This window comes from Streptomyces sp. NPDC096046 (assembly GCF_040303285.1).
Lineage (GTDB): Bacteria > Actinomycetota > Actinomycetes > Streptomycetales > Streptomycetaceae > Streptomyces.
Map to the genome: position 1 here is coordinate 1 of NZ_JBEOSZ010000076.1, position 22,017 is coordinate 22,017.

Annotated in this window: 20 protein-coding genes and 1 pseudogene; 15 read left to right on the forward strand and 6 right to left on the reverse strand. The window is 70.0% G+C overall.

Annotated elements, in window-relative coordinates; genetic code table 11:
* Window positions 1-120: 120 nt before the first annotated feature.
* Together ABTX62_RS35805 and rsmI are read right to left on the reverse strand one after the other, a co-directional pair.
* Window positions 121-549 carry a hypothetical protein gene (locus ABTX62_RS35805; protein ID WP_352120096.1) on the reverse strand — a complete coding sequence of 143 codons (429 nt, stop codon included), beginning with the start codon at window positions 547-549 and terminating at the stop codon, window positions 121-123.
* A gap of 359 nt (window positions 550-908) precedes the next feature.
* Window positions 909-1,757 (reverse strand): 16S rRNA (cytidine(1402)-2'-O)-methyltransferase, encoded by an 849-nt coding sequence (gene rsmI / locus ABTX62_RS35810; protein ID WP_352120097.1) that lies wholly within the window; start codon window positions 1,755-1,757, stop codon window positions 909-911.
* Window positions 1,758-1,869: 112 nt separating this feature from the next.
* On the opposite strand from rsmI, the gene ABTX62_RS35815 reads away from it, so the two are divergent.
* Window positions 1,870-3,618 carry a dolichyl-phosphate-mannose--protein mannosyltransferase gene (locus tag ABTX62_RS35815; RefSeq protein WP_352120098.1) on the forward strand — a complete coding sequence of 583 codons (1,749 nt, stop codon included), beginning with the start codon at window positions 1,870-1,872 and terminating at the stop codon, window positions 3,616-3,618.
* 335 nt (window positions 3,619-3,953) lie between these two features.
* Window positions 3,954-4,415, forward strand: coding sequence for a GntR family transcriptional regulator (locus ABTX62_RS35820; protein WP_352120099.1), 462 nt, complete (start codon window positions 3,954-3,956; stop codon window positions 4,413-4,415).
* A 280-nt stretch (window positions 4,416-4,695) separates the two neighbouring features.
* On the opposite strand, the gene ABTX62_RS35825 is transcribed toward ABTX62_RS35820, so the two are convergent.
* Together ABTX62_RS35825 and ABTX62_RS35830 are read right to left on the reverse strand one after the other, a co-directional pair.
* Entirely contained in the window at window positions 4,696-5,220 is a 525-nt protein-coding gene (locus ABTX62_RS35825) for a DUF6023 family protein (protein WP_352120100.1), read from the reverse strand.
* Entirely contained in the window at window positions 5,193-5,774 is a 582-nt protein-coding gene (locus ABTX62_RS35830; RefSeq protein ID WP_352120101.1) for a hypothetical protein, read from the reverse strand. The genes ABTX62_RS35825 and ABTX62_RS35830 overlap by 28 nt, the downstream gene beginning before the upstream one ends.
* A gap of 1,121 nt (window positions 5,775-6,895) precedes the next feature.
* On the opposite strand from ABTX62_RS35830, the gene ABTX62_RS35835 reads away from it, so the two are divergent.
* The 5 genes from ABTX62_RS35835 to ABTX62_RS35855 are packed head-to-tail and all read left to right on the forward strand — an operon-like array spanning window position 6,896 to window position 12,342.
* Entirely contained in the window at window positions 6,896-7,282 is a 387-nt protein-coding gene (locus tag ABTX62_RS35835) for a response regulator (RefSeq protein ID WP_352120102.1), read from the forward strand.
* A complete protein-coding gene (locus ABTX62_RS35840) occupies window positions 7,282-7,656 on the forward strand; it encodes a response regulator transcription factor (protein ID WP_352120103.1) in 375 nt (124 codons plus the stop codon). The genes ABTX62_RS35835 and ABTX62_RS35840 overlap by 1 nt, the downstream gene beginning before the upstream one ends.
* The gene (locus ABTX62_RS35845; protein WP_352120104.1) at window positions 7,653-8,753 is read left to right on the forward strand and encodes a HEAT repeat domain-containing protein; all 1,101 of its coding nucleotides are present in this window, start codon (window positions 7,653-7,655) and stop codon (window positions 8,751-8,753) included. Before ABTX62_RS35840 ends, ABTX62_RS35845 begins: the two co-directional genes overlap by 4 nt.
* Window positions 8,750-10,243, forward strand: a complete 1,494-nt coding sequence (locus ABTX62_RS35850; RefSeq protein ID WP_352120105.1) for a glycosyltransferase family 2 protein — start codon at window positions 8,750-8,752, stop codon at window positions 10,241-10,243. Before ABTX62_RS35845 ends, ABTX62_RS35850 begins: the two co-directional genes overlap by 4 nt.
* A complete protein-coding gene (locus ABTX62_RS35855; RefSeq protein ID WP_352120106.1) occupies window positions 10,240-12,342 on the forward strand; it encodes an ATP-binding protein in 2,103 nt (700 codons plus the stop codon). Before ABTX62_RS35850 ends, ABTX62_RS35855 begins: the two co-directional genes overlap by 4 nt.
* Before the next feature lie 27 nt (window positions 12,343-12,369).
* Here ABTX62_RS35855 and ABTX62_RS35860 read toward each other — a convergent pair whose 3' ends face one another.
* Window positions 12,370-13,257, reverse strand: coding sequence for a glycoside hydrolase family 16 protein (locus ABTX62_RS35860; protein WP_352120107.1), 888 nt, complete (start codon window positions 13,255-13,257; stop codon window positions 12,370-12,372).
* 411 nt (window positions 13,258-13,668) lie between these two features.
* Between ABTX62_RS35860 and ABTX62_RS35865 the strand changes: the two genes are divergently transcribed.
* A complete protein-coding gene (locus ABTX62_RS35865) occupies window positions 13,669-15,300 on the forward strand; it encodes a penicillin-binding transpeptidase domain-containing protein (RefSeq protein WP_352120108.1) in 1,632 nt (543 codons plus the stop codon).
* A gap of 96 nt (window positions 15,301-15,396) precedes the next feature.
* Window positions 15,397-17,064, forward strand: coding sequence for a penicillin-binding transpeptidase domain-containing protein (locus ABTX62_RS35870; protein ID WP_352120109.1), 1,668 nt, complete (start codon window positions 15,397-15,399; stop codon window positions 17,062-17,064).
* Window positions 17,065-17,474: 410 nt separating this feature from the next.
* On the opposite strand, the gene ABTX62_RS35875 is transcribed toward ABTX62_RS35870, so the two are convergent.
* Window positions 17,475-17,840, reverse strand: a complete 366-nt coding sequence (locus tag ABTX62_RS35875) for an SsgA family sporulation/cell division regulator (protein ID WP_352120110.1) — start codon at window positions 17,838-17,840, stop codon at window positions 17,475-17,477.
* Window positions 17,841-18,008: 168 nt separating this feature from the next.
* Between ABTX62_RS35875 and ABTX62_RS35880 the strand changes: the two genes are divergently transcribed.
* The 6 genes and pseudogenes from ABTX62_RS35880 to ABTX62_RS35905 all read left to right on the forward strand — a co-directional run bounded on the left by ABTX62_RS35880 (window position 18,009) and on the right by ABTX62_RS35905 (window position 21,928).
* Window positions 18,009-19,073: an energy-coupling factor ABC transporter permease gene (locus ABTX62_RS35880; protein ID WP_352120111.1), complete on the forward strand. Its 1,065-nt coding sequence runs from the start codon at window positions 18,009-18,011 to the stop codon at window positions 19,071-19,073.
* 1 nt (window position 19,074) lies between these two features.
* Entirely contained in the window at window positions 19,075-19,836 is a 762-nt protein-coding gene (cbiQ, locus tag ABTX62_RS35885) for a cobalt ECF transporter T component CbiQ (RefSeq protein ID WP_352120112.1), read from the forward strand.
* Entirely contained in the window at window positions 19,824-20,591 is a 768-nt protein-coding gene (locus tag ABTX62_RS35890) for an energy-coupling factor ABC transporter ATP-binding protein (protein ID WP_352120113.1), read from the forward strand. Before cbiQ ends, ABTX62_RS35890 begins: the two co-directional genes overlap by 13 nt.
* Window positions 20,592-20,601: 10 nt before the next feature.
* Window positions 20,602-21,060: pseudogene (locus ABTX62_RS35895) on the forward strand (MarR family winged helix-turn-helix transcriptional regulator); the annotation flags it as partial.
* A 90-nt stretch (window positions 21,061-21,150) separates the two neighbouring features.
* Window positions 21,151-21,378: an alanine-zipper protein gene (locus ABTX62_RS35900; RefSeq protein ID WP_502998080.1), complete on the forward strand. Its 228-nt coding sequence runs from the start codon at window positions 21,151-21,153 to the stop codon at window positions 21,376-21,378.
* Between the two features lie 103 nt (window positions 21,379-21,481).
* Window positions 21,482-21,928, forward strand: a complete 447-nt coding sequence (locus ABTX62_RS35905; RefSeq protein ID WP_352120114.1) for an organic hydroperoxide resistance protein — start codon at window positions 21,482-21,484, stop codon at window positions 21,926-21,928.
* Window positions 21,929-22,017 lie beyond the last annotated feature (89 nt).

The following is a 22,017-nucleotide window of genomic DNA, read 5'->3' on the forward strand; positions in this document are numbered from 1 at the left end:
GGTCATGTGGCGGAGCCACCTGTCCGTTCACGGCGTGCGGCGAGCGTGCGTGCCGGGCGTCGTGACGCCGCGGAGATCCATCAGAAGCCCCCTAGTGCCGCAGCAGGGAAGCCGGACGGGTCAGCTCGCCTTGCGCTGGAAGGGGTGCAACAGGTCGGACAGGTGCCAGTGGTGGGGCTCGCGCTGCTCCTGGCCGGCCGTCACCCCGGCCTCGGCCGCCGCGGTGGGTGCCTGGACGGGCCCGGCGGGCGGCGGTACGCGGGACGGCCGGTGCGCCGCGTCGCGCGCCGACGCGACCCGCCCGGGCCGCATGATCCGCACGACGTGGCTGTCGCAGTGGTGACATTCGGGCCTGCTCAGCGGGGAGGGCACCACCTTGCCGTCGGCCACGTAGAGGACGAACTCGTGCCCCGCGGCGTCCGTGTGGTGCTCTATCTCGTACGACTGCTCCCAGCCGTGCCCGCACCGCATGCAGGCGAAGGAGTAGGACTCGTTGACGACTGCGGTCGCACCGGCGCGGAGCCCGGTCTGCCCTGGGATCTCACTCATGCCAGCTCCTGTTGGTCCGCTGTGGCGTGAGGGCGATGCCGCCCCCGCGACCCAGTGGACTCCTCGGCCGGACCGATGGCAGCAGACCTGTCGACTGTTGGCCCCGATTTGGGCGTCCCTTGCCCCTGCGCCCCTTCTGCTTTGCCCACCCATGGGGCGCACGCTCAAACGAAAAGCGCCCTGCTCAGAGGGGTTCAGCTCCCCGCCAGTGCGCGGGGCGCCATCGACGTGCGGCTCCGCCGCGGCGCTCCCGTCGGGGGCCTGGGGCCGCATTGACGTGCGGCTCCGCCGCGTGGGCGCGCCCACCCCACACCATCCGCACCCCGCGAAACCGCGACCGCCCCCGCCCCGAACCCGGCTCACCCACCGGCGTTCTTCGCGGCGACCACCGCGTCGAAGACCACCCTCTTCGGCACCCCGGCCTCCACCGCCACCGCGGCGATGGCCTCCTTGCGCCGCTCCCCCGCTTCCTCCCGCACCCGCACCCGCCGCACCAGTTCCTCGGGCCCGACCTCCTCGGGCCCCTTCTCCGGCGCCCCCTCGACCACCACGGTGATCTCGCCGCGCACCCCCTGCGCCGCCCACGCGGCCAGCTCCCCGAGCCCGCCCCGCCGCACCTCCTCGTACGTCTTGGTGAGCTCCCGGCACACCGCCGCCCGCCGCTCGGCGCCGAACACCTCGGCCATGGCCGACAGCGTGTCGTCGAGCCGGTGCGGAGCCTCGAAGTAGACGAGCGTCCGCCGCTCGTCGGCGACCTCCCGCAGCCGCCCCAGCCGTTCCCCGGCCTTGCGCGGCAGGAACCCCTCGAAGCAGAAGCGGTCGACGGGCAGGCCGGACAGCGCGAGCGCGGTGAGTACCGCGGACGGCCCGGGCACGGCGGTGACCCGCACGTCCCTCTCGACCGCGGCGGCGACCAGCCGGTACCCCGGGTCGGACACCGACGGCATCCCCGCGTCGGTCACCAGCAGCACCCGCGCCCCGCCCACCAGCTCCTCGACCAGCTCCGGCGTCCGGGCGGACTCGTTGCCCTCGAAGTACGACACCACCCGCCCCTTGGGAGTGACGCCGAGCGCCTGGGTCAGCCGGCGCAGCCGCCGTGTGTCCTCGGCGGCGACGACATCGGCTCCGGCCAGTTCCTCGGCGAGCCGGGGCGGGGCGTCCGCGATGTCGCCGATGGGGGTGCCTGCGAGTACGAGGGTTCCGATCACGCTTCCCATCCTCCCAGGGCGGGCGGACCCGGACTCCTCCCAGGGGCGGACGATGCGGACGCATACCGGCCATGCACGGGACTCACACAGAACGGTTCCCTACGATGGCGCGGTGACCAGTACCGCGTCCTCCACGGACACCCGGCAGGGCCAGGCGCCGCTCGAGCAGCGGATGTCCTGGCAGCAGCGGCTGCGCCGCTTCGGCTACCAGGGGCAGCCCAGAAGCGACGCCGACGACGTCCGTGAGCGCCTGGTGCCGCCGTACACCGAGCCCGGCCCCCGGTTGTGGGCGGCGCTCGGCATCCCGCACCCGCTCGCGGGACGGCTGGTGCGCTGGTCGGGCTGGATCGGCCCGCTGCTCGTGACGCTGCTGGCGGGTGTGCTGCGGTTCTGGAACCTGGGCAGCCCCAGGGCGGTGATATTCGACGAGACGTACTACGCCAAGGACGCCTGGAGTCTCGTCCAGCGCGGATTCGAGGTCAGCTGGGACAAGAACGCCAACGACCTGGTCCTGTCGTCGGGCTCGCACGTGAGCCTCCCGACGGAGGCGGCGTACGTGGTGCACCCGCCGATCGGCAAGTACGTCATCGGGCTCGGCGAGCTGATGTTCGGCTTCGACCCCTTCGGCTGGCGGTTCATGACGGCGCTGCTGGGCACGCTGTCCGTGCTGCTGCTGTGCCGGATCGGCCGCCGCCTGTTCCGCTCCACCTTCCTGGGGTGTCTCGCGGGTGCGCTGATGGCGGTGGACGGCCTGCACTTCGTGATGAGCCGCACGGCACTGCTCGACGGCGTGCTGATGTTCTTCGTGCTGGCCGCGTTCGGCTGTCTGCTGGTCGACCGGGACAAGGCCCGCGCGAGACTCGCCGCCGCCCTGCCGGTGGACGAGTACGGCCGGGGCCGGCCCGACCGGCACACGGCCGAGACGACCCGCCTGGGCCCGCGCCCCTGGCGCTGGGCGGCCGGCCTGATGCTGGGCCTGGCCATCGGCACGAAGTGGAACGGCCTGTACATCCTGGCCGCGTTCTGCCTGATGGCGGTGTTGTGGGACGTGGGCTCGCGCCGCGTCGCCGGTGCCCGGCACCCGTACACGGCGGTCCTCAAGCGCGACACGGGCCTGGCGTTCCTCGCCACGGTCCCGGTGGCCCTGGTCACCTACGTCCTGTCCTGGACCGGCTGGATCCTCTCCGCCACCGACGGCAAGGGCGGCTACTTCCGCAACTGGGCCGCGACCGACGGCAAGGGCGGCAACTGGACCTTCCTGCCCGACTGGCTGCGCAGCCTGTGGCACTACGAGCACCAGGTGTACGAGTTCCACGTCGGCCTGTCCTCGCCGCACACGTACCAGTCCAACCCGTGGAGCTGGCTCGTCCTCGGCCGCCCGGTGTCGTACTTCTACGAGTCCCCGGCGCCCGGCAAGGACGGCTGCCCGGCCGACGCGGGCGAGAAGTGCGCCCGCGAGGTCCTGGCCCTCGGCACACCACTGCTGTGGTGGGTCGCCTGTTTCGCGGTGCTGTACGTCCTGTGGCGCTGGTTCTTCCGCCGCGACTGGCGCGCGGGCGCCATCGCCTGCGGCATCGCGGCCGGCTACCTGCCCTGGTTCATGTACCAGGAACGCACGATCTTCTTCTTCTACGCCGTCGTCTTCCTGCCGTTCCTGTGCCTGGCGGTGACGATGCTCCTCGGCGCGATCATCGGCCCGCCCCGCTCCACCGACACCCGCCGCGTCGCGGGCGCCACGGCCGCGGGCGTCCTGGTCCTCCTGATCACCTGGAACTTCATCTACTTCTGGCCGCTGTACACGGGCCAGGCGATCCCGATCGACGACTGGCGGGCGCGGATGTGGCTGGACACGTGGGTTTAGCTGGGCTTACGCGATCCTGGTGTGGCGGACCAGGTCACACCAGTGCGGTCGTTGTTGGTCGTCAGCGGCCATCATCGGTCCCCTTCGGACGGCCCACGGGCGGCCCAGGGCTGAGGAATCGGGCCTGGTCACGGGCGCTGAACGCACACTGCCAGAGCGGCAGCCACCGGACCGTCCCTGCTCCCCGTTACGGCGACCGGCCCCCGAGTCGAGCATTGACGCGAACAGCAACGCGGCCAATTTCGTTGCCATATGCCTCACCGGGTGAGGAGCCGCGAACTAGTGCGCGGCTCGTGAATGCTTCAGCATGTTCCGCGAGAGGAAAGAAGGAGTGAGTGTCCCAACAAGCGAGTCCGAGGGGGACTTTCCTAGAGATCGCGGCGGCCATTAAGGCTCAGATCAAGGCTGACCCAGAGACGACGAAGCTGCCAACTGCGGCCGACCTCATGCAGGCTCATGGCGTGTCACGCGGTGTCGTACTCCGCGCGTTCGGCGCGCTTCAGAGGGAGGGCATCGCCGAACCGGTGCCGGGTGGCCGCTGGCGGGTCGTACGGGCAGGCGAACGGACGGACAGTCGGCCGCTGGAAGGCCGTATCGCCGACATCATTACGGATGAAGACATTCCAGTCGGGGCAGCGTTCCCCAGTGCATCTGTTCTCGCCGAGCGGTTCGGAGTCTCACGCCCCACCGTGACCAAGGCTCTCGACAAGCTGGAGGCCGCCGGCGTGCTGGCGAATGGAGGGCAGGGCAGGGTGCGGACGGTCCGTGCCATGCCGATTCGAGAGGAGCGTTCGTAGCTTGTCAGAGCTGACGAAGTGGGCCTGAGTCGTCTCCATGCGGCGGTATGGACGTCGGCAGTCGGCGAGCCAAGATAGTCCGTTTCCACGGCCCCGCCTTGACGGTCAAGCCGCTGCGGGGACTGACCCGCCTGGCCGTGGCCCTCTACCCCGAGGGCTCTGCCTCGCCCGGGCGAATCCTGAAGCGCCTACGACGCCGCTGTCGGTTCTGAGGGCAACCCCTCAGAACCGACAGCGGCCGCGCTTCGCTCAACAACTTGATGCGGAAAAGCTCAGATTTCTACTTGGCTAGTTCATCGATCCGCCACCCAATGACTCCGGTTGCCCCCGCGAGGCCTTCGACATCAGTCAGGAGTTGAGCAGGGGCGTCCGTGATGCGTTGGCGGACCGGGACACTGTCGCACTCCACGGTCTGTCGCACTGGAGGTTTCGTAGTCACGGCGAGACGAACTTTACCTACCCCAGCGCAGACAACCACCAGCGTGTAGGACTTGCCATTGGTCAGTGCCGAGCGGGTATGGACTCCATCACTTACGCGCTCCAATCCTGACTCGACAAACAGGCCGTTGGTGTCATCCACGTGCGCAACCCTGAGCACCTCTTCCACCTTCTTTTCCAGCGCTTTTGTCTGATCACTGGCTGCAGAGGGTGTGGTGCTCAGCTTAGGGTCCTTTGACCCTATGTCCTTATGGTCGCTACTGCATCCAGCGACGAGCGCAGCCGAAAGGATCGAGGCGATAAGAATTACATCGCGGCGCGAGTTCCGTAGACCGTGCATCATGACCGGGTTTCCCAGTAACGCCATCCGGTCTTCCTGGTCGGCATCTTTGCAGTACCGGAACCGAGCTTCTTCTTGCCGCAGCGGTCAGCGCTCGTTTCGTATTTGACCCAGTTGTACTTCTCGCCCCACGAGCCGTACTGTACGTTCCCGTAGTACCCGTTTTTGATATTTCGAGAGTATCTATGGCCTGTCGAGATGCCGACCTCACCAACCACCTTGGCACCAAACTCCGTCTTTGCCTTCGCAAGGAGGACACCAGCCTCGGCCGAGACGTTTCCGCTCAGCTCTAGGCTAATTTTGCCGGATTTCACCACCTCGACGGTGATCGTCCCACCCGGGCCGTCCTTATAGGAGGTGCCGTTCCACCAAGACGGGATATGATAGCCCTTCTTGCGCCCCGAAAGCGCGTACCATTTCTTGTAGGGGTTATCGCAGCGCTGCGTTCCAATATCGCCCTCGTCAGCCACTTCCGGCAGAGTGTTGAGCTTTGTCTCGATGGCGAGCTCTTGAGTCGACATCTCAGGACCCTCGACCACGCTGCTGCTCGTCTCCTCGGTGGCGATCTGGTCCGGCGACACCACCTCAGGAGCTGGACCAGACGGTTCCTCGACCGCATTGAGGAAGCGGTCATTGCCGCCCCAAGGGCCAGAACTGTGGCCGAAACGATTAAGCGTCGCACCGGTGCTCTACGCAAGTTGATTCCCTCCCCTTGCCGCCCGAGTTGGCGGATGAGTGGAATATAGAGCATGCCTGCCGTGCTGGTAAGCCGCGACCTGATCTACTGAGGGAAACTTGAGGTTGGAGAGGCGACTGCTCCAGCACCCCAGAGGCTGGTACTGCCCATTCCGCGTTGCAATCCAGCCAGGCGACCTGGCGGGATCCCTTTATTCCGGAAAGTGAAGGCGGCTTTCCACCTTGAGCGGCAGTTTACTCGCTGGCCGAATTCATGCACTCCCATGGCGAAAACGGCACCTTGGACGCCTGCGGTGCAAACGCACCGGTGGCAAGGCACCGGTGATCCGCGCAGCCTCACGCCTCCGAGGCCTCGAACAGCGACTAGTGCGACCCTGCATGGAGAAGGCTCGAAAGCGACCTCGGCCTACAAGAGGACCGTCCGAAACTCCTTGGCCACTCGTGGCGGGTGATCCGCAAGCCACTGCCCCCAGCCGCCCGAACCCTTGTCACGGCCCACACGCGGCCCGTGCTGCTGCGGCACTAGCTACGAGTGACTTCATCTACTTCTGGCCGCTGTACACCGGCCAGGCCATCCCGATCGACGACTGGCGGGCGCGGATGTGGCTGGACACCTGGGTGTAGCTCGGCTGACGACCGTCATGGCGCGAGGGAGACGTCCCGCCGTGACGGTCGTCGCTGAGAGGAGTGGGCCATCGCCCGCTCGCGGGCCGGGAGCTGCCGGCCCCGGCGGACGAGACCGGGCAGGACCGTGCCGGGCCGACGGGACCGAGCCGGTTCACGCTCGCGCAGGGTAGTGCCTCGCCGGGCGGCGGATGCGCACCATGTGGGCGAAGAGGCGGTCGACGCTCGACCGCTCCGGCACCGCCACGAAGACCTGCGGAAATGATCTCCGATCGATCACCGGCGCCCTGCGGACCTCTGGGGAACAGGGGATCTGCTGTGGCAGAAGCAGCATCGAGCTTCTAGCTTTTAGGTAGTTGCCCGATTTTGCACTGGGATGGCGATGGATCCTGACGATGGACTGGTTCACGTCTTGGTGATCGAGGACGACCGGGACGTCAGTGCCCTGCTCAAGCGGCATCTCACCGGCCTGGGTTGCCGTGTGACCGTTGCGGATTCGGGCGAGAAGGGGCTGGACCTGGCCTTCGGCGATCCTCCGGACATGGTGATCGTCGACATACTGCTGCCGGGGATCGACGGGCGTGAGGTCATCCGCAAACTGCGGGCGGACGAGCGGACGAAGCACTGCCATCTCGTCGTCTCGTCCGTACTGGATCGGGAGGACCTGGTGGAGCTCGCGACGCACGAGCTGCTGGCCAAGCCGTTCCGGCAGGCGGCGGTGGCACGGCTGCTCGCCTCCTATCGGAGCTCCCTGTCGCAGGAGGAGTAATGGCTCATGTCCTGATAGCCGACGACGACGCCGACATCCGGGACCTCGTGGCGTTCAAGTTGACGCAGAGCGGTCACCAGGTCACGGCCGTGGAGGACGGCATGGCCGCGCTGCGAGTGCTGCGCGAGCAGCCGCTGGATCTCGTCCTTCTCGACATCCGTATGCCGGGAATGTCGGGACTGGACGTCTGCCGCGAGGCCCGGGCGGCCCCCGAGACCACGTCACTCCCGGTCATCCTGATCACCGCCCGGTCCCAGGAGGGCGACGTCGAACTCGGCTTCGCGGCGGGGGCCGACGACTACATCGTCAAACCGTTCAGTCCGCGCGAGCTGTCCAGCCGGGTCAACGCGGTGCTCACCCGGGCAGAGCGGTGATTCCCCTCGGCTTCGTCACCCAGGTGTTGTTGTGCCTGCTGGCCGTCGTGTTGGTCCTGAGCCTGCTCATCACGGGCATACGCGGTGTGCGTACCTTCCGCCAGAGCAGACGCCGGCGGATCGCGGCGCCCGTGCGCGACCTCCTCCTGGAGCTGCTGTGCACGCAGGAGCACGAGCAGAGCGAGCTGCTGGACCACATCACGCGCATCGACAAGCGGACCTGGGCCGCCCTGGAGCCGACCGTCGCGGCGATGCTGGGAAAGGTCTCCGGAAAATCGCGCGAGGCGCTGATCCTTCTGTACGAGCGGCGCGGGTCGCCCGCGCACGCCGTCGCCGACCTGCGGAGCCGCAACGCGGCACGGCGAGGGCGCGCCGCGCAGGTGCTCGGTCTGCTCCACCACCGCCCGGCGGTCCCGTCACTGTGCCGTCTGCTCGACGACCCGGATCGCGAGGTGCGGTCGGCCGCGGCCCGGGCGCTGGGCCGGATCGGTGATCCCGCGGCCGTGCCGCACCTGCTGAGGAGCCTGCACGGTGCGCGGACCGTAGCGCCCATGGCGGTCACCGCAGCGCTGGCTTCCTTCGGATCTGCCGCGTGGTCCCGCGTCGTGGAGGGGCTCCGGGACCCGGCGCCCCTGGTCAGGGCCGTGGTCGTCGAGGTGCTCGGGGTGACCGGGGCGATCGCCCGGACCCCCGAGATCGTCCGTGCGCTGTGCGAGGATCCCGACACCGAGGTCCGGATCCGGGCGGCACGCGCCCTGGGCAGGCTGGGCATGCCCGACGGGCTGGAACCCCTGCTCGCGGGCATCCGGCCCGGTCAGCCGGCCGCCCTGCGCATCGTGGCCGCCGGGGCGCTGGGCAACCTGGGAGCCGCCCCCGCCACACCCCATCTGAGGGCGATGCTCGGCGACGCCGACCCCCACGTGGCGGGCACCGCCGCGCGGGCGCTGCTGCGGCTCGGCCCGGCGGGGCAGGCGGCATTGCGCGAGACCGCGGACGAACGTCTGGGCGCTCGGGCCACCGCCCAGGCCAGGGCCGCCCTCGCAGAGGCGGCCGTCGGCGGCCTGCGCCACGACGTCCTGGTGGAGGTGACGCTGTGAATCCGGCGCGCGCCGAGCTGTGGGACGGAGCGCTGGGCGCACTTCACGGCCTGCTCGCGCTGTGCGACACCGCGATCATCCTGTACTTCCTGGCCATCAACACCGGTTACCTCGTACTGAACCTCCTCGCCCTCGCCGAAATCGTCACAAGGCTGCGCCGCTCCTCCTTCGCCGGCTACGAGGACGCCGCCGGGAGCCCCTTCACTCCTCCCATCTCGGTGATCATGCCCGCGTACAACGAAGCGGCGGGCATCACCGAGGCGGTGCGGGCCATGCTGCTGCTGCACTACCCGGCGTTCGAGGTCATCGTCGTCGACGACGGTTCCACCGACGGCACGCTCGACGCCCTCACCGACGCCTTCGACCTGGCCGAGGTGGACCACGTCGTACCCGAGGACATCCCCATGCGGGGCAAGGTCACCTCGCTGCATCTGCCCAGAGGAGGCCCCGTGCCCGTGGTGGTTGCCCGTAAGGACAACGGTGGCAAGGCCGACGCGCTCAACGTGGGGATCAACCTGGCGCGCTACCCGCTGGTGTGCATGGTCGACGCCGACTCCCTCCTGGACTCCCAGGCCCTGCTCACGGTCGCCAAGCCGTTCAGCAGCGATCCGCTGCGGGTCGTGGCCACGGGTGGTGTGGTCGGTGTCGCCAACGGCTGCACCGTCGAGGCCGGACGCGTGGTCGAGGCGCGCGTCCCCGGGGACTTGCTCGGACGCGCGCAGGTCGTCGAATATCTGCGGGGCTTCTTCCTCGGCCGTACCGGATGGTCCAGAGTGGGCGGGCTGCTGATCATCGCCGGTGCGTTCGGCCTGTTCCGGCGGGACGTGGTGGTGGCGGTGGGGGGCATGGACCCGGACTGCATCGGCGAGGACGCGGAACTCGTCGTCCGCCTCCACCGGCACATGCGTGAGCAGGGCCGCCGTCACCGCGACTACCGCATCGTCTTCGTCACCGAGCCGATCTCCTGGAGCGAGGCGCCCTCCACGTTGAGAGTCCTCGCGCGCCAGCGGCGCCGGTGGCAGCGCGGCCTGACGGAGATCCTGCTCAAGCACCGCCGCATGATCGGCAACCCCCGCTACGGGCGCATCGGGCTGGTGGCCCTGCCGTTCTACGTGCTCTTCGAGCTGGCGGCCCCCCTGGTGGAACTCGCCGGTCTGGTGCTGGTGCCGCTGGGCGTGTTGCTCGGCGCGGTCCACACGGACTTCCTGTGGCGCTTCCTGCTCGCCGCCTACGCCTACGCGATGGTCGTCAGTCTGGTGTCGATGGCGGTCGAGGAGTACGCCTACCACCGTTTCTCACGGTGGCGGGACGTGTGGGGTGCCTTCGTCGGCGCGACCGTCGAGAATTTCGGCTACCGACAGTGCACGGCGTGGTGGCGGCTGCGCGGCATGTGGGACGCGCTCCACCGGGCCCCGCAGGTGTGGGGGTCGATGGCGCGCAGCGGGTTCGGCCCGCACCAGCGGGTCCGGGAGGGCGAGGACCGGCCGTGAGGATCATCACCGGATGGCGCGGCAACGGCGTGGGACGCCGGCTCGCCGTGGCTTTCGCACTGCTGATCGTCCTGCTCGTGCTCGTCGGAGCGGGCGCGCTGGCCACCACCAGAGTGGCCGACGACATGCACGATCGGGTCGTCCATGAACTGGAACCGGAGATGCGCGAGAACCACCGGGTGTACGGCCGGGCGACCGACCTGCACCGTGCCGTGCGCACCTATCTGCTCACGGGTGACGCAACGGAACGGACCAACTATCTCCGGACGCGTGACGAGCTCTTCACCATGCTCGCCACGGCCCGACGGCACACCAGCGACGCGGCTCGGCGCAATCTCGCGGCGCAGGACCGGCAACTGCGCGCTTACGTTCGCGTCGCCGACCAGCAGGCGAAGGCGCCATCCGGCAGCGCCCCGGACACCCGGCTGTCCGCGGAGGCCGCCCGGCGGTTCGAGACCTTCGAGGCCACCAACCGCCGGCTGGAGCAGCAGCTCACAGCCGACGTCCAGCGTCTGAACGAACGAGCCAACGCGTTTCTCGACGTGAGCGCCATGGCCATCGGCACCTTGCTGGCGGCAGGCGGGGCAGCGGCGGTCTTCATGGCAGTGCGCACCACCCGCACCCTCACCCGGCCGCTGCAGCACACCGCTCAGGCCCTGGACCGGCTGGCCTCGGGCGAACACTCGGCGCGGGCGCGGGAGGAGGGTCCCGAGGAGACCAGGGCGGTGGCGCGGTCCGTGAACATGCTGGCCGACGAGAGCGACCGTCTGCGCGGAGCGGTGCAGGAGCGCACGAGACTGGCGGAAGCCGCGAGGCAGACCGTCGTCCGGATCAGGGACCGACTCGATGTCGGCGACGTCCTCGACACCGCGTGCCGTGGCATCGGGGAGGTCCTGGCCGCCGACTACGTCTTCGTCCTGCTCGCCGAGGACGGCGGCTCCGCGTTTCCGGTGGCAAGGGTGTGGTCCGCGGAGCGGGGCCTGCTGCCCGAGGAGGAGGCCAGGGCCATGCCGACGCTCCCGCCGGACGTGGTCCACGACCACTACCGGCGGGGAAAGACCTGGCTGGTCACCGACCTGCCCACGTACGTGTCGGACACCACGCCCATACCGGGTGCCCCGGGTTCCTTCGGGGAGAGCGGTATGCCGGCCGCGAACCGCGCCGCCGCGGCGGCGATGGACCTGCACTCGGCCGTGATCAGCCCGATCGGGGTCGGCGAGGAACCGGTCGGTGCCGTCTGCGTGGCCCGTACCAGCCCCGACCGCCCCTGGCGCCCGGTCGACGTCGAGATCGGCGAGTCCATGGCCAGCGGCGTCGGACGCGCGCTGCACACCGCGCTGCTCTACGAGAAGGAGACCCACCTGGTGGAGGAGCTGCGCGCGCTGGACAAGGCCAAGAGCGACTTCCTGTCCACCGTCTCCCACGAGCTGCGCACCCCGCTGACCAGCATCGTGGGATACATCGAGTTGCTGAAGGAGGAGGAGACCGGGCCGCTCACTCCGCCGCAGCTGCGCATGCTGGGCGTCGTCGACCGCAACGTCAACCGTCTGCGGGCGCTCATCGAGGACCTGCTGACCCTCTCACGCATCGAGTCGAATGCGTTCAGCTCCAAGAAGGAACCGGTTGACCTGTGCCATCTGGTGGCGTCGGCGGCCGACGCCGTCCGTCCGGCGGCGGCAGCCGCCTCCGTCGGCCTGGAGACGCACTGTCCCTCCCGCCCCCTGCTACTGACGGCGGACGGCGACCAGCTCGACCGGGTCCTGATGAACCTGCTGTCCAACGCCGTGAAGTTCACCCCCGAGGGCGGAAAGATCACCGTGCGCGCCGAGGCCCGGGAGGGCGAGGCGGTCCTGAGCGTCAGCGACACGGGCATCGGCATTCCCGTGGCCGAGCAGGAGAAGCTCTTCCAGCGGTTCTTCCGTGCGTCGAACGCCACCGACGCGGCGATTCCGGGCACTGGCCTCGGGCTGACCATCGTCCGCACCATCGTGGCGAACCACGGCGGTGAGATGTCTGTGCACTCCGAGGAGGGGCGCGGCACCACCTTCACCGCCCGGCTGCCCGTCGTCGCCCCGAAAGGGACGGCTGCCTCGTCCTGAGCAGCCGCCCTTCCGGGTGCGGGCGGATCAGACGGTGTCTTCGAAGGTCACCCCCCGGGCCCGGTAGTCGGCGACGACGGCGAGCACCTCGGCCGGGGTGAGCACCTGGTCCTGGGCGAAGAACACGTAGTCGACCTTCTCCTCGTAGGCGCGTGTCTTGCGGCTGTTGATCCCCGTCAGGTTGATCAGCCAGTGGTTGAACCGGATGCTCATCGTCGACTCGGGCAGGTACGGATCGCTGTGCGTGGCGAAGTGCCGACCGTCGATGTAGTAGGTGACGGCAGTGCTGTCGACCGTGATGACCAGGTCGTGCCAGCCGGCGAAGCTCGCGCGCTCCTGGGTGGTGACGTGCTCCTCCTGAGGCGGGTCCTCCGAGTACGTTTCCCAGGAACTGGCGAGCAGCGCGCTGCCGGGGATGCCCCATCCGCCGTTGGGCAGGTACTCGAAGTCGAGTTCACTGTAGGACGGGTCCATCGGGTAGTTCAGCGGCGAGATGGCGAAGAACGTCTGCACCATGCGGTCGCCGTCCGGTCCGTAGATCGGCACGTCGCTGAAACGGACCCGCGCGGCATAGGTGCCGTACAGGAACTTGCGCTGCTGGTAGATCTCGGTGTGCTCGGTACCGGCAGCCGTGCCGTTGGTGCCGGAACGCATCGTCATGAGCGAATTGCCGGACTCGGTGGCGAAGGAGAAGTTCTGCGGCTTCCACGTGGCGCCGGGCACACCCGGTCCGCCCTGACCGGACCGCAGTGTCCAGCCGTGCTGCGTGAGCAACGGATCCGTGTAACCGGTGTAGTTGAAGTCGTCGAACAGCGCCGGGCCGACGTCAGGCTGGGCGGCCGCTCGTGGGGCCGGGAGGAGGACGAGGGCCGCGCACAGCAGCCCGAAGGCGACGAGGCCGGCAGCGCACCTCATTCGCGGAAGCGGAACGAGTCTGAGCATGAGTCATGTGCCTTTCCTGGGAAGCCAGAAGGCGTCCGATGCCCGACCTGGCGGACCACGGTCAGTGAAGCATCGTCAGAAGATCGGGTTGGGTGGCTTTTCGCCCGTTCACCCGAACGGCCCAAGGTGGTCAGGGTGGTGGGTCCCAGGAGCCACGGCGGCCGGGACTTCGCCCGGGACCGGCCGACCGCCGTGACGCCGGCCAGGCCGTTGCCGGTCGACGACCGGCGGTCGCGGGCATGGCCGGAACACCCGGGCCCGATCCGCCAAAAATCGAAACTCCCTGCCCGGCAGTAACCGCTTGCGCATAGAGTGCTGCCGGGACCGGGCTTTCTGAACGCGTTCAAAGGAACGCGTGGGGCCCAGCGGGGAGGGGTCGCCCAAATGGGCAAGGGGGTCAAAGCCGCTGTCATAGGCGGGGTGTTCGCGGTGATGGTGGGCGGTGCCGGGTACGGCACCTACAACCTCATCAGCGCGCTGAGCGGCGACGGCGGCACCGGCGGGGTGGCCGCGGAGAAGAGAACGGGGCCGCCCGGCAAGGACGAGGTCAAGGAGACCACGGCCAAGTTCTTCGCTGCCTGGCAGAAGGGCGCGGCCGCGACGGCGGCGTCGTACACGAACAACGACACGGCCGCCGAGCGGCTGCTCACCGCCTTCGGCGACGACGCGCACATCACCGACGTGAAGATCACGCCCGGTGCGGCGCAGGGCACGACCGTGCCGTACGCGGTGAAGGCGAAGGTGGCCTACGACGGGAAGTCCAAGCCGCTGAGCTATCGGAGCAAGCTGACGGTCGTGCGCGGGCTGACCACCGGGCGGGCGCTCGTGGACTGGCAGCCGTCCGTCGTGCACCCCGCGTTGAGGAAGGACGACACCCTCGTCACCGAGCAGTCGGCCACCCCGCCCATCGAGGCCGTGGGCCGCGACGGCTCCGTGCTGACGAAGGACACGTTCCCCTCCCTCGGCCCGGTCCTGGACGCCCTGCGCGACAAGTACGGCGAGAAGGCCGGTGGCACCCCCGGCATCGAGCTGGTCGTCCGGCACGACGGCGACGGCGCTCCCGACACCCCGCTGCTCACCCTCGCCGAGGGCGAGCCGGGCAAGCTCACCACCACGATCAGCCCGAGCGCGCAGGCGGCGGCCGAGAAGGCGGTCAAGCGGTTCGCCCAGTCGTCGGTGGTGGCCGTCAAGCCGAGTACCGGGGAGGTGCTGGCCGTGGCCAACAACCGCACGGACGGCTTCAACGCGGCCTTCGAGGGCCAGGCGGCGCCCGGCTCCACCATGAAGATCATCACCGCGGCGATGCTCATCGACAACGGCGTGACCTCGATGAACGGTCCGGCGCCGTGCCCCGACACCGCCGTGTGGCAGAGCCAGACGTTCAAGAACCTCACGAACATGAAGCCCGACGAGAACGCCACACTCGCCAGCAGCTTCATGCGGTCCTGCAACACCGCCTTCATCAAGCTCATCGACGAGAAGCCGCTCACCGACGCCTCGCTGACCCAGGAGGCCGAGGAGCGCTTCGGGCTGGGGCGGGACGACTGGAAGACCGGCGTCGTCTCCTTCGACGGCCGGGTCCCCGCGGTCGAGGGACCGGACCGGGCGGCGGGCGCCATCGGGCAGGGCCAGGTCCAGATGAGCCCGCTGAACATGGCCTCGGTGACCGCGACCGCGATCACCGGCGCCTTCCGCCAGCCCTATCTGGTCTCGCCGGAGCTGGACGGCCGCGAGCCGGCCCGGGCCCGCGGCCTGCGGGCGAGCACCGCCGCCCAGCTCAAGCAGATGATGCGGCTCACCGCCACGCAGGGCACGGCCAGGCAGGCCATGGCCGGACTCGGCGGCGACATCGGTGCCAAGACCGGTTCGGCCGAGGTGGACGGCAACGCCAAGTCCAACAGCTGGTTCACCGGCTTCCGGAACGACATCGCGGCGGCGGCCATGACCGAGCAGGGCGGGCACGGCGGGGACGCGGCCGGGCCGATTGTCGCAGCCGTGCTACGAACGGGTGGCTGATCTCACCTGCGCGGGACGGGACTCTAGGGTGGTGGCCGTCGTTGGGACATCCGAGGGCAACGGTGACCCTGGGGATTCGCGGAGGAACGAACAGCAGTGGGCAACAGAAGGCGCGTCGCCGAGCGACGGAAGACCAGACCCGCCGTGATCGGCGGGATGATCGCCGTGGTCGTCGGCGGCGCCGGGTTGGGCGCCTACGCGCTGTTCGGCAGCGGGGCCGCCGCCGACGACGGCACCCGGGCCTCGGACCAGAAGCCCGAGGTGAAGACCGGCCCGCTGTCGTCCGCCGAGGTCACCACCACCGCCCGCGCCTTCCTCACCGCCTGGCAGTCCGGCAAGATCCCCCAGGCCGCCGCCACCACCGACGACCCCTCCGCGGCCCGGCCACTGCTCACCGGCTACACCGAGGAAGCCCGCATCAAGGGCGTCACCCTCACCCCGGGCAAGCGTGTCGGTGCCAAGGTGCCGTTCACCGTCAAGGCCACGGTGGCGTACAAGGGCACCGAGAAGCCGCTGGCGTACGACAGCACGCTGACCGTCGTGCGCCGCACCAGCGACGGGAAGCCCCTGGTCGACTGGCACTCCGCGGTCGTCCACCCGGACCTGAGGGACGGCGACGAGCTGGTCACCGGCGCGGCGGGCACGCCCCCGGTCAAGGCCCTCGACCGGGACGGCGGCGAACTGACCACGAAGAAGTACGCCTCGATCGGCCCGGTCCTGGACGGACTGCGCGAGAAGTACGGCAAGGAGGCAGGCGGCAAGGCCGGTATCGAACTGCGCGTGGTGCGCGGGAAGGCCGCCAAGGCGCAGGACCTCTCGGACAAGACCCTGCTGGAGCTGAGCGAGGGCACACCGGGCACGGTGAAGACCACGCTGGACCCGGCGCTCCAGGCCGCCGCCGAGCGACAGGTCGCGAAGAAGGCCCGGTCGTCGGTGGCCGTGGTGCGGGTGTCGACCGGCGAGATCCTGGCCGCCGCCAACGCCTCCCGCGGCTTCGGCACCGCCTTCCAGGGCTCCCTGGCCCCCGGCTCCACGATGAAGGTCATCACCTCCTCGCTGCTGCTCGAGAAGGGCCTGGCCTCGGCGGACAAGAAGCACCCGTGCCCGAAGTACTTCACGTACGGCCACTGGAAGTTCCAGAACGACGACAAGTTCGAGATCAAGAACGGCACCTTCAAGGCGAGCTTCGCCCGCTCCTGCAACACCGCCTTCATCAGCCAGGCCCCGAAGCTGAAGAACGACGACCTGACCAAGCAGGCCCAGCAGGTCTTCGGTCTGGGGCTGAACAACTGGGCGATCGGGGTGCCGTCCTTCGACGGCGCGGTGCCGGTGCAGTCGGCGGCCCAGATGGGGGCCTCGCTGATCGGGCAGGGCGGGGTCCGCATGAACCCGCTGAACATGGCGTCGGTGTCGGCGACGGTCAAGGCCGGCACGTTCCGCCAGCCCTACCTGGTCTCCCCGGACGTGGACGGACGCGAGCTGGCGAAGGCCTCGCGTGCGATGTCCGCGGACACCCTGTCCCAGCTGCGTGAGCTGATGTCGTACACGGCCGCGTACGGCACGGCCGCGGAGGCGATGGCCGGGGTCGGCGGTGACGTCGGCGCGAAGACCGGGACGGCCGAGGTCGACGGGCAGAAGAAGCCGAACGGGTGGTTCACGGCCTACCGGGACGATCTGGCCGCCGCGGGCGTGGTCCAGCAGGGCGGGCACGGCGGCTCGACGGCCGGCCCGATCGTGGCAGCGCTGCTGAAGGCCGGCGGCTGAGCCCCGAGGTCGGCCCCGCCGAAGGCGGACGACCGCGCCAGAGTCGGACCTGCTGAAGGCGAGCGACTGAGCCCCCAGGTTCGGTACCGCCGAAGGCGAGCCGCTGAATACCGAGGTCGGCCCCGCCGAAGGCGGACGACTGAGCCCCGCTCGGACCTGCTGAAGGCGAGCCGCTGAAACCCCCGGGTCGGGCCTGCTGAAGGCGAGCCGCTGAACCCCGGGGTCGGCCCCCTGCCGAAGGCGGACGGGCTGAACCCCGGGGTCGGCCCCCTGCCGAAGGCGGACGACCGCGCCCGGCTCGGACCTGCTGAAGGCGAGCCGCTGCAACCCCCAGGTCGGGCCTGCTGAAGGCGGGCGACCGGGCCGGAGTCGGCCCCTGCTGAAAGAAGCGGGCCGCTGAGCCCCCGGGGTCAGTGCGTCACGGGTTCCGCTGCGGCCACGTACGTCCGCCGCAGGAACCGCAGCAGCGTCTGCCGCTCGAACTGCACCACCGAGACGCCCTGCGCCGAGTGGAACTCCACCACGACCTGCACCCGGCCGCAGGGCCACACCCGTACCTCGCCGCTGCCCGCCGGGGCCCGCAGGCCCTCCTCCAGGAGTTCGCGTCGGAAGGTCCATACGCCGCCCCCGGCGCCGGGCAGCCCCATGCGCACCGACCGGGGATCGTGGTCGGGGTCGTACCGCAGGGTGACCGGAACCGCCTCCAGCTCGTCGGCGAGCGGGACGGCCGCGTCCGAGACGATATGAGCTCGCGCGTACTGCTCGACTACGGACATCGGACGGCCCCTTCACCGTGCGCGTTCCGAGTGGAAACTCTGCGTCCACTCCCCCTCCAATGTCGCATATTTTCCTGATTGCGCCCGTCGGGGTGCATATATCACGGGTGAGATAAAACGAGCGTCACGCTCTTGCAAACCGTTCGCATCAAGCCACATCATCGAACGGTGCATGTACCTGACGGATTCATCAACGCGCCCACGTCCGCCGCCACCGGTGTGATCGCCGCAGGCGCCGTCGCCGTGAGCCTGCGCGGCGCACGCCGCGAACTCGACGAGCGCACCGCGCCGCTGGCCGGGCTGGTCGCGGCCTTCATCTTCGCCGTGCAGATGCTGAACTTCCCCGTCGCGGCGGGGACCAGCGGCCATCTGCTCGGCGGTGCGCTGGCGGCGATACTCGTCGGCCCCTACACCGGGGTGCTGTGCGTCTCCGTCGTCCTGCTGATGCAGGGCATCCTCTTCGCGGACGGCGGCCTGACCGCGCTCGGCGTGAACATCACCAACATGGCGATCGTCACGACGGTCGTCGCCTATGCCCTCTTCCGCGGCCTGGTCAAGGTGCTGCCCCGCACCCGCCGGTCGGTGTCCGCGGCCTCCTTCGTGGCCGCCCTGGTCTCCGTCCCGGCCGCCGCGCTGGCCTTCACGCTGATGTACGCGATCGGCGGCACCACCGACGTGTCGATCGGCAAGGTCGCCACCGCCATGATCGGCGTGCACGTCCTGATCGGCATCGGCGAGGCCGCGATCACCGCCCTGACCGTCGGCGCGGTCATCGCCGTACGCCCGGACCTGGTGTACGGAGCGCGCGGGCTGACGCAGAAGCTCAAGCTGCGGGTGAACGGCGAACTGGTCGACGCGCCCCAGGCCGAGCCGGCGCCCGCCCCGGTGGCCGCCCGGACCTCGCACCGCAAGGTGTGGGCCGCCGGTCTGGTCGCCTCCCTCGTGCTGGCCGGGTTCGTCAGCTTCTACGCCTCCGCGAGCCCCGACGGGCTGGAGAAGGTCGCCGCCGACCACGGCATCGACAAGAAGGCCGAGGAGCACGCCGTCGCCGACTCCCCGCTCGCCGATTACGGCGTCAAGGACGTCGACGACGCCCGCCTGTCCGGGGGGCTCGCGGGCGTGATCGGCGTGGGCGTCACGGTCGTGGCGGGCACCTGCGTGTTCTGGGCCGTGCGCCGCCGCCGTACGGACGACACCTCCCCGTCGGACACGACGAGCGTGACGAGCGTCTGACGTGGGAGCCGGACACGCGCACAAGCTGTACCGGCACGGGCACTCGCCCGTGCACGGCCTGCCGCCGCACACCAAGCTCGCGGCCGTGTTCGCCTTCGTCGTGGTCGTGGTGTCGACGCCGCGCGAGGCGATGTGGGCGTTCGGTCTGTACGCCGTGCTGCTCGGGGCCGTCGCGTACGTCGCGCGCGTGCCCGCGCTGTTCCTGCTCAGGCGGCTGCTGATCGAGGTGCCGTTCGTCGCGTTCGCGGTGCTCATGCCGTTCGTGGCGGAGGGCGAACGGGTCGACGTCCTCGGTCTGTCCCTGAGCGTGAACGGCCTGTGGGGCGCCTGGAACGTGCTGGCCAAGGGCACCCTGGGCGTCGCGGCCTCGGTGCTGCTGGCCGCCACCACCGAGCTCCGCGAACTGCTGCTGGGCCTGCAGCGCCTCAAACTCCCGCCGCTGCTCGTGCAGATCGCGTCCTTCATGATCCGCTACGGCGACGTCATCACCGACGAGATGCGGCGCATGCGGATCGCCCGGGAGTCCCGCGGCTTCGAGGCGAAGGGCGTCAAGCACTGGGGCGTGCTCGCCAAGTCGGCCGGCGCGTTGTTCATCCGCTCCTACGAGCGCGGCGAGCGGGTGCACCTGGCCATGATCAGCCGCGGATACGCCGGCTCCATGCCCGTCATCGACGAGGTGACCGCGTCCCGGGCGCAGTGGTCGTACGCCCTCGCCCTCCCCTGCGCCGCGCTGCTCGTCTGTCTGCTGGGATGGACCCTGTGACTGCTTCTCTCGAGGTCTCGGGCCTCGCTTTCGCCTACCCCGACGGGCACCAGGCCCTCTTCGGCGTCGACTTCTCCGTCGCGCGCGGTGAGCGGGTCGCGCTGCTCGGGCCGAACGGCGCCGGCAAGACGACCCTCGTGCTGCACCTCAACGGCATCCTGACCGGAGGCGCCGGCACGGTGAAGGTCGCCGGGCTGCCCGTGGACAAGCGGAACATGGCCGAGGTCCGGCGCCGGGTCGGCATCGTCTTCCAGGACCCGGACGACCAGCTGTTCATGCCGACGGTGCGGGAGGACGTGGCGTTCGGGCCCGCGGCGGCCGGGCTGAAGGGGCCGGAGCTGGAGGAGCGGGTACAGCGGGCGCTGGAGCGGGTCGGCATGGCGGAGTTCAAGGACCGGCCCCCGCACCACCTCTCCTTCGGGCAGCGCCGCCGGGTGGCCGTCGCGACCGTGCTGGCGATGGAGCCGGAGATCCTCGTGCTGGACGAGCCGTCCTCCAACCTCGACCCGGCCTCGCGCCGCGAACTGGCGGACATCCTGCGCTCCCTGGACGTGACCGTGCTGATGGTCACGCACGACCTGCCCTACGCCCTGGAGCTGTGCCCGCGCTCCCTGGTCCTCAGCGACGGGGTGATCGCGGCCGACGGGCCGACCGGCGAACTGCTCTCGGACGAGAAGCTGATGCGGGCCCACCGTCTGGAGCTGCCGTTCGGTTTCGATCCGCGTTCCGTCCCGGCGGCTGCGGCCCGTCCGTGACAATGGCCGCGTGACGAACGAGGAGAGCGACGGATCACCGCTGCTGGACGACCAGCTGTGCTTCGCGCTGTACGCCGCGCAGCGCGCGGTGACGGCGGCGTACCGCCCGCTCCTCGACGAGCTGGGCCTCACCTATCCCCAGTACCTGGTGCTACTGGTCCTCTGGGAGCGCGGTGAGACGACGGTGAAGGAGTTGGCCGCGGCCCTGCGCCTCGACTACGGCACGGTCTCGCCGCTGCTGAAGCGGTTGGAGGCGGCCGGCCTGGTCCGGCGTGCGCGGTCGGCGCGGGACGAGCGGTCGGTGCTCGTGGCCGCGACCGGGCGCGGGGAGGAACTCCGGGAGCGGGCCGGGCGGGTGCCCGGCGCGCTGATCGCGGCGACAGGGCTCGACGGGACGGAGGCCGGGCGGCTGCGTGCGGAGCTGTGGCGGCTGGCGGAGCGGGCGGAGTCGGCGGCGGACCGGGCGAAGCCGACAGCGGACCGGGCGAAGCCGACAGCGGACCGGGCGAAGCCGACAGCGGACCGGGCGAAGCCGGCGGCGGACCGGGCGAAGCCGGCGGTGGACCGGGCGAAGCCGGCGGTGGACCGGGCGAAGCCGGCGGTGGAGCGGGCGGAGTCGGCGGCGGACCGGGCGAAGCCGACGGCGGACCGGGCGAAGCCGACAGCGGAGCGGGCGAAGCCGACAGCGGAGCGGGCGAAGCCGGCGGCGGACCGGGCGAAGCCGGCGGCGGACCGGGCGGAGTCGGCGGCGGACCGGGCGGAGTCGGCGGCGGACCGGGTCCGCTGAGGGTTACCCGCGGTTGCTCACCCCCTGGGCATGACAGGAGAGTTACCGGTCAGTACCTTGTGCACGATGTGTTTGTGCGCACCTGGTTCCGGTGGAGGACAGCATGACTGACGGCCCCGCCGTCGACACCCGCCCGACGAAGATCATGTTCGTGGCGGAGGCCACCGCCCACGGAGGCCGCGAAGGCTACGTCACCAGCCAGGACGGACAGCTCGACCTCAAGGTCGCCATGCCTCCGCAGCTCGGCGGCGACGGCAACGGCACCAACCCCGAACAGCTCTTCGCGGCCGGCTACAGCTCCTGCTTCCACAACGCCCTGATCCTCGTCGGCAATCGCGAGGGCTACGACCTGACCGGCTCCACGGTCTCCGCGAAGGTCGGCATCGGCCCCAACCAGCAGCATGGCTACGGCCTCGCGGTCGCCCTCAGTGTCTCCCTGCCGGTCGTCGACGCCGACCTCGCGACCAGGCTGGTGGACGCGGCCCACGAGGTCTGCCCGTACTCGAACGCGACCCGCGGGAACATCGACGTGACCATCCTGCTTGGCTAGGGGGCTTCTGATGGATCTACGTGGAAGAAGGAGCGGCGTTCGGTGCGTGCGATCGGCGTGCGCCGTGAACGGTCATGTGGCGGAGCCAC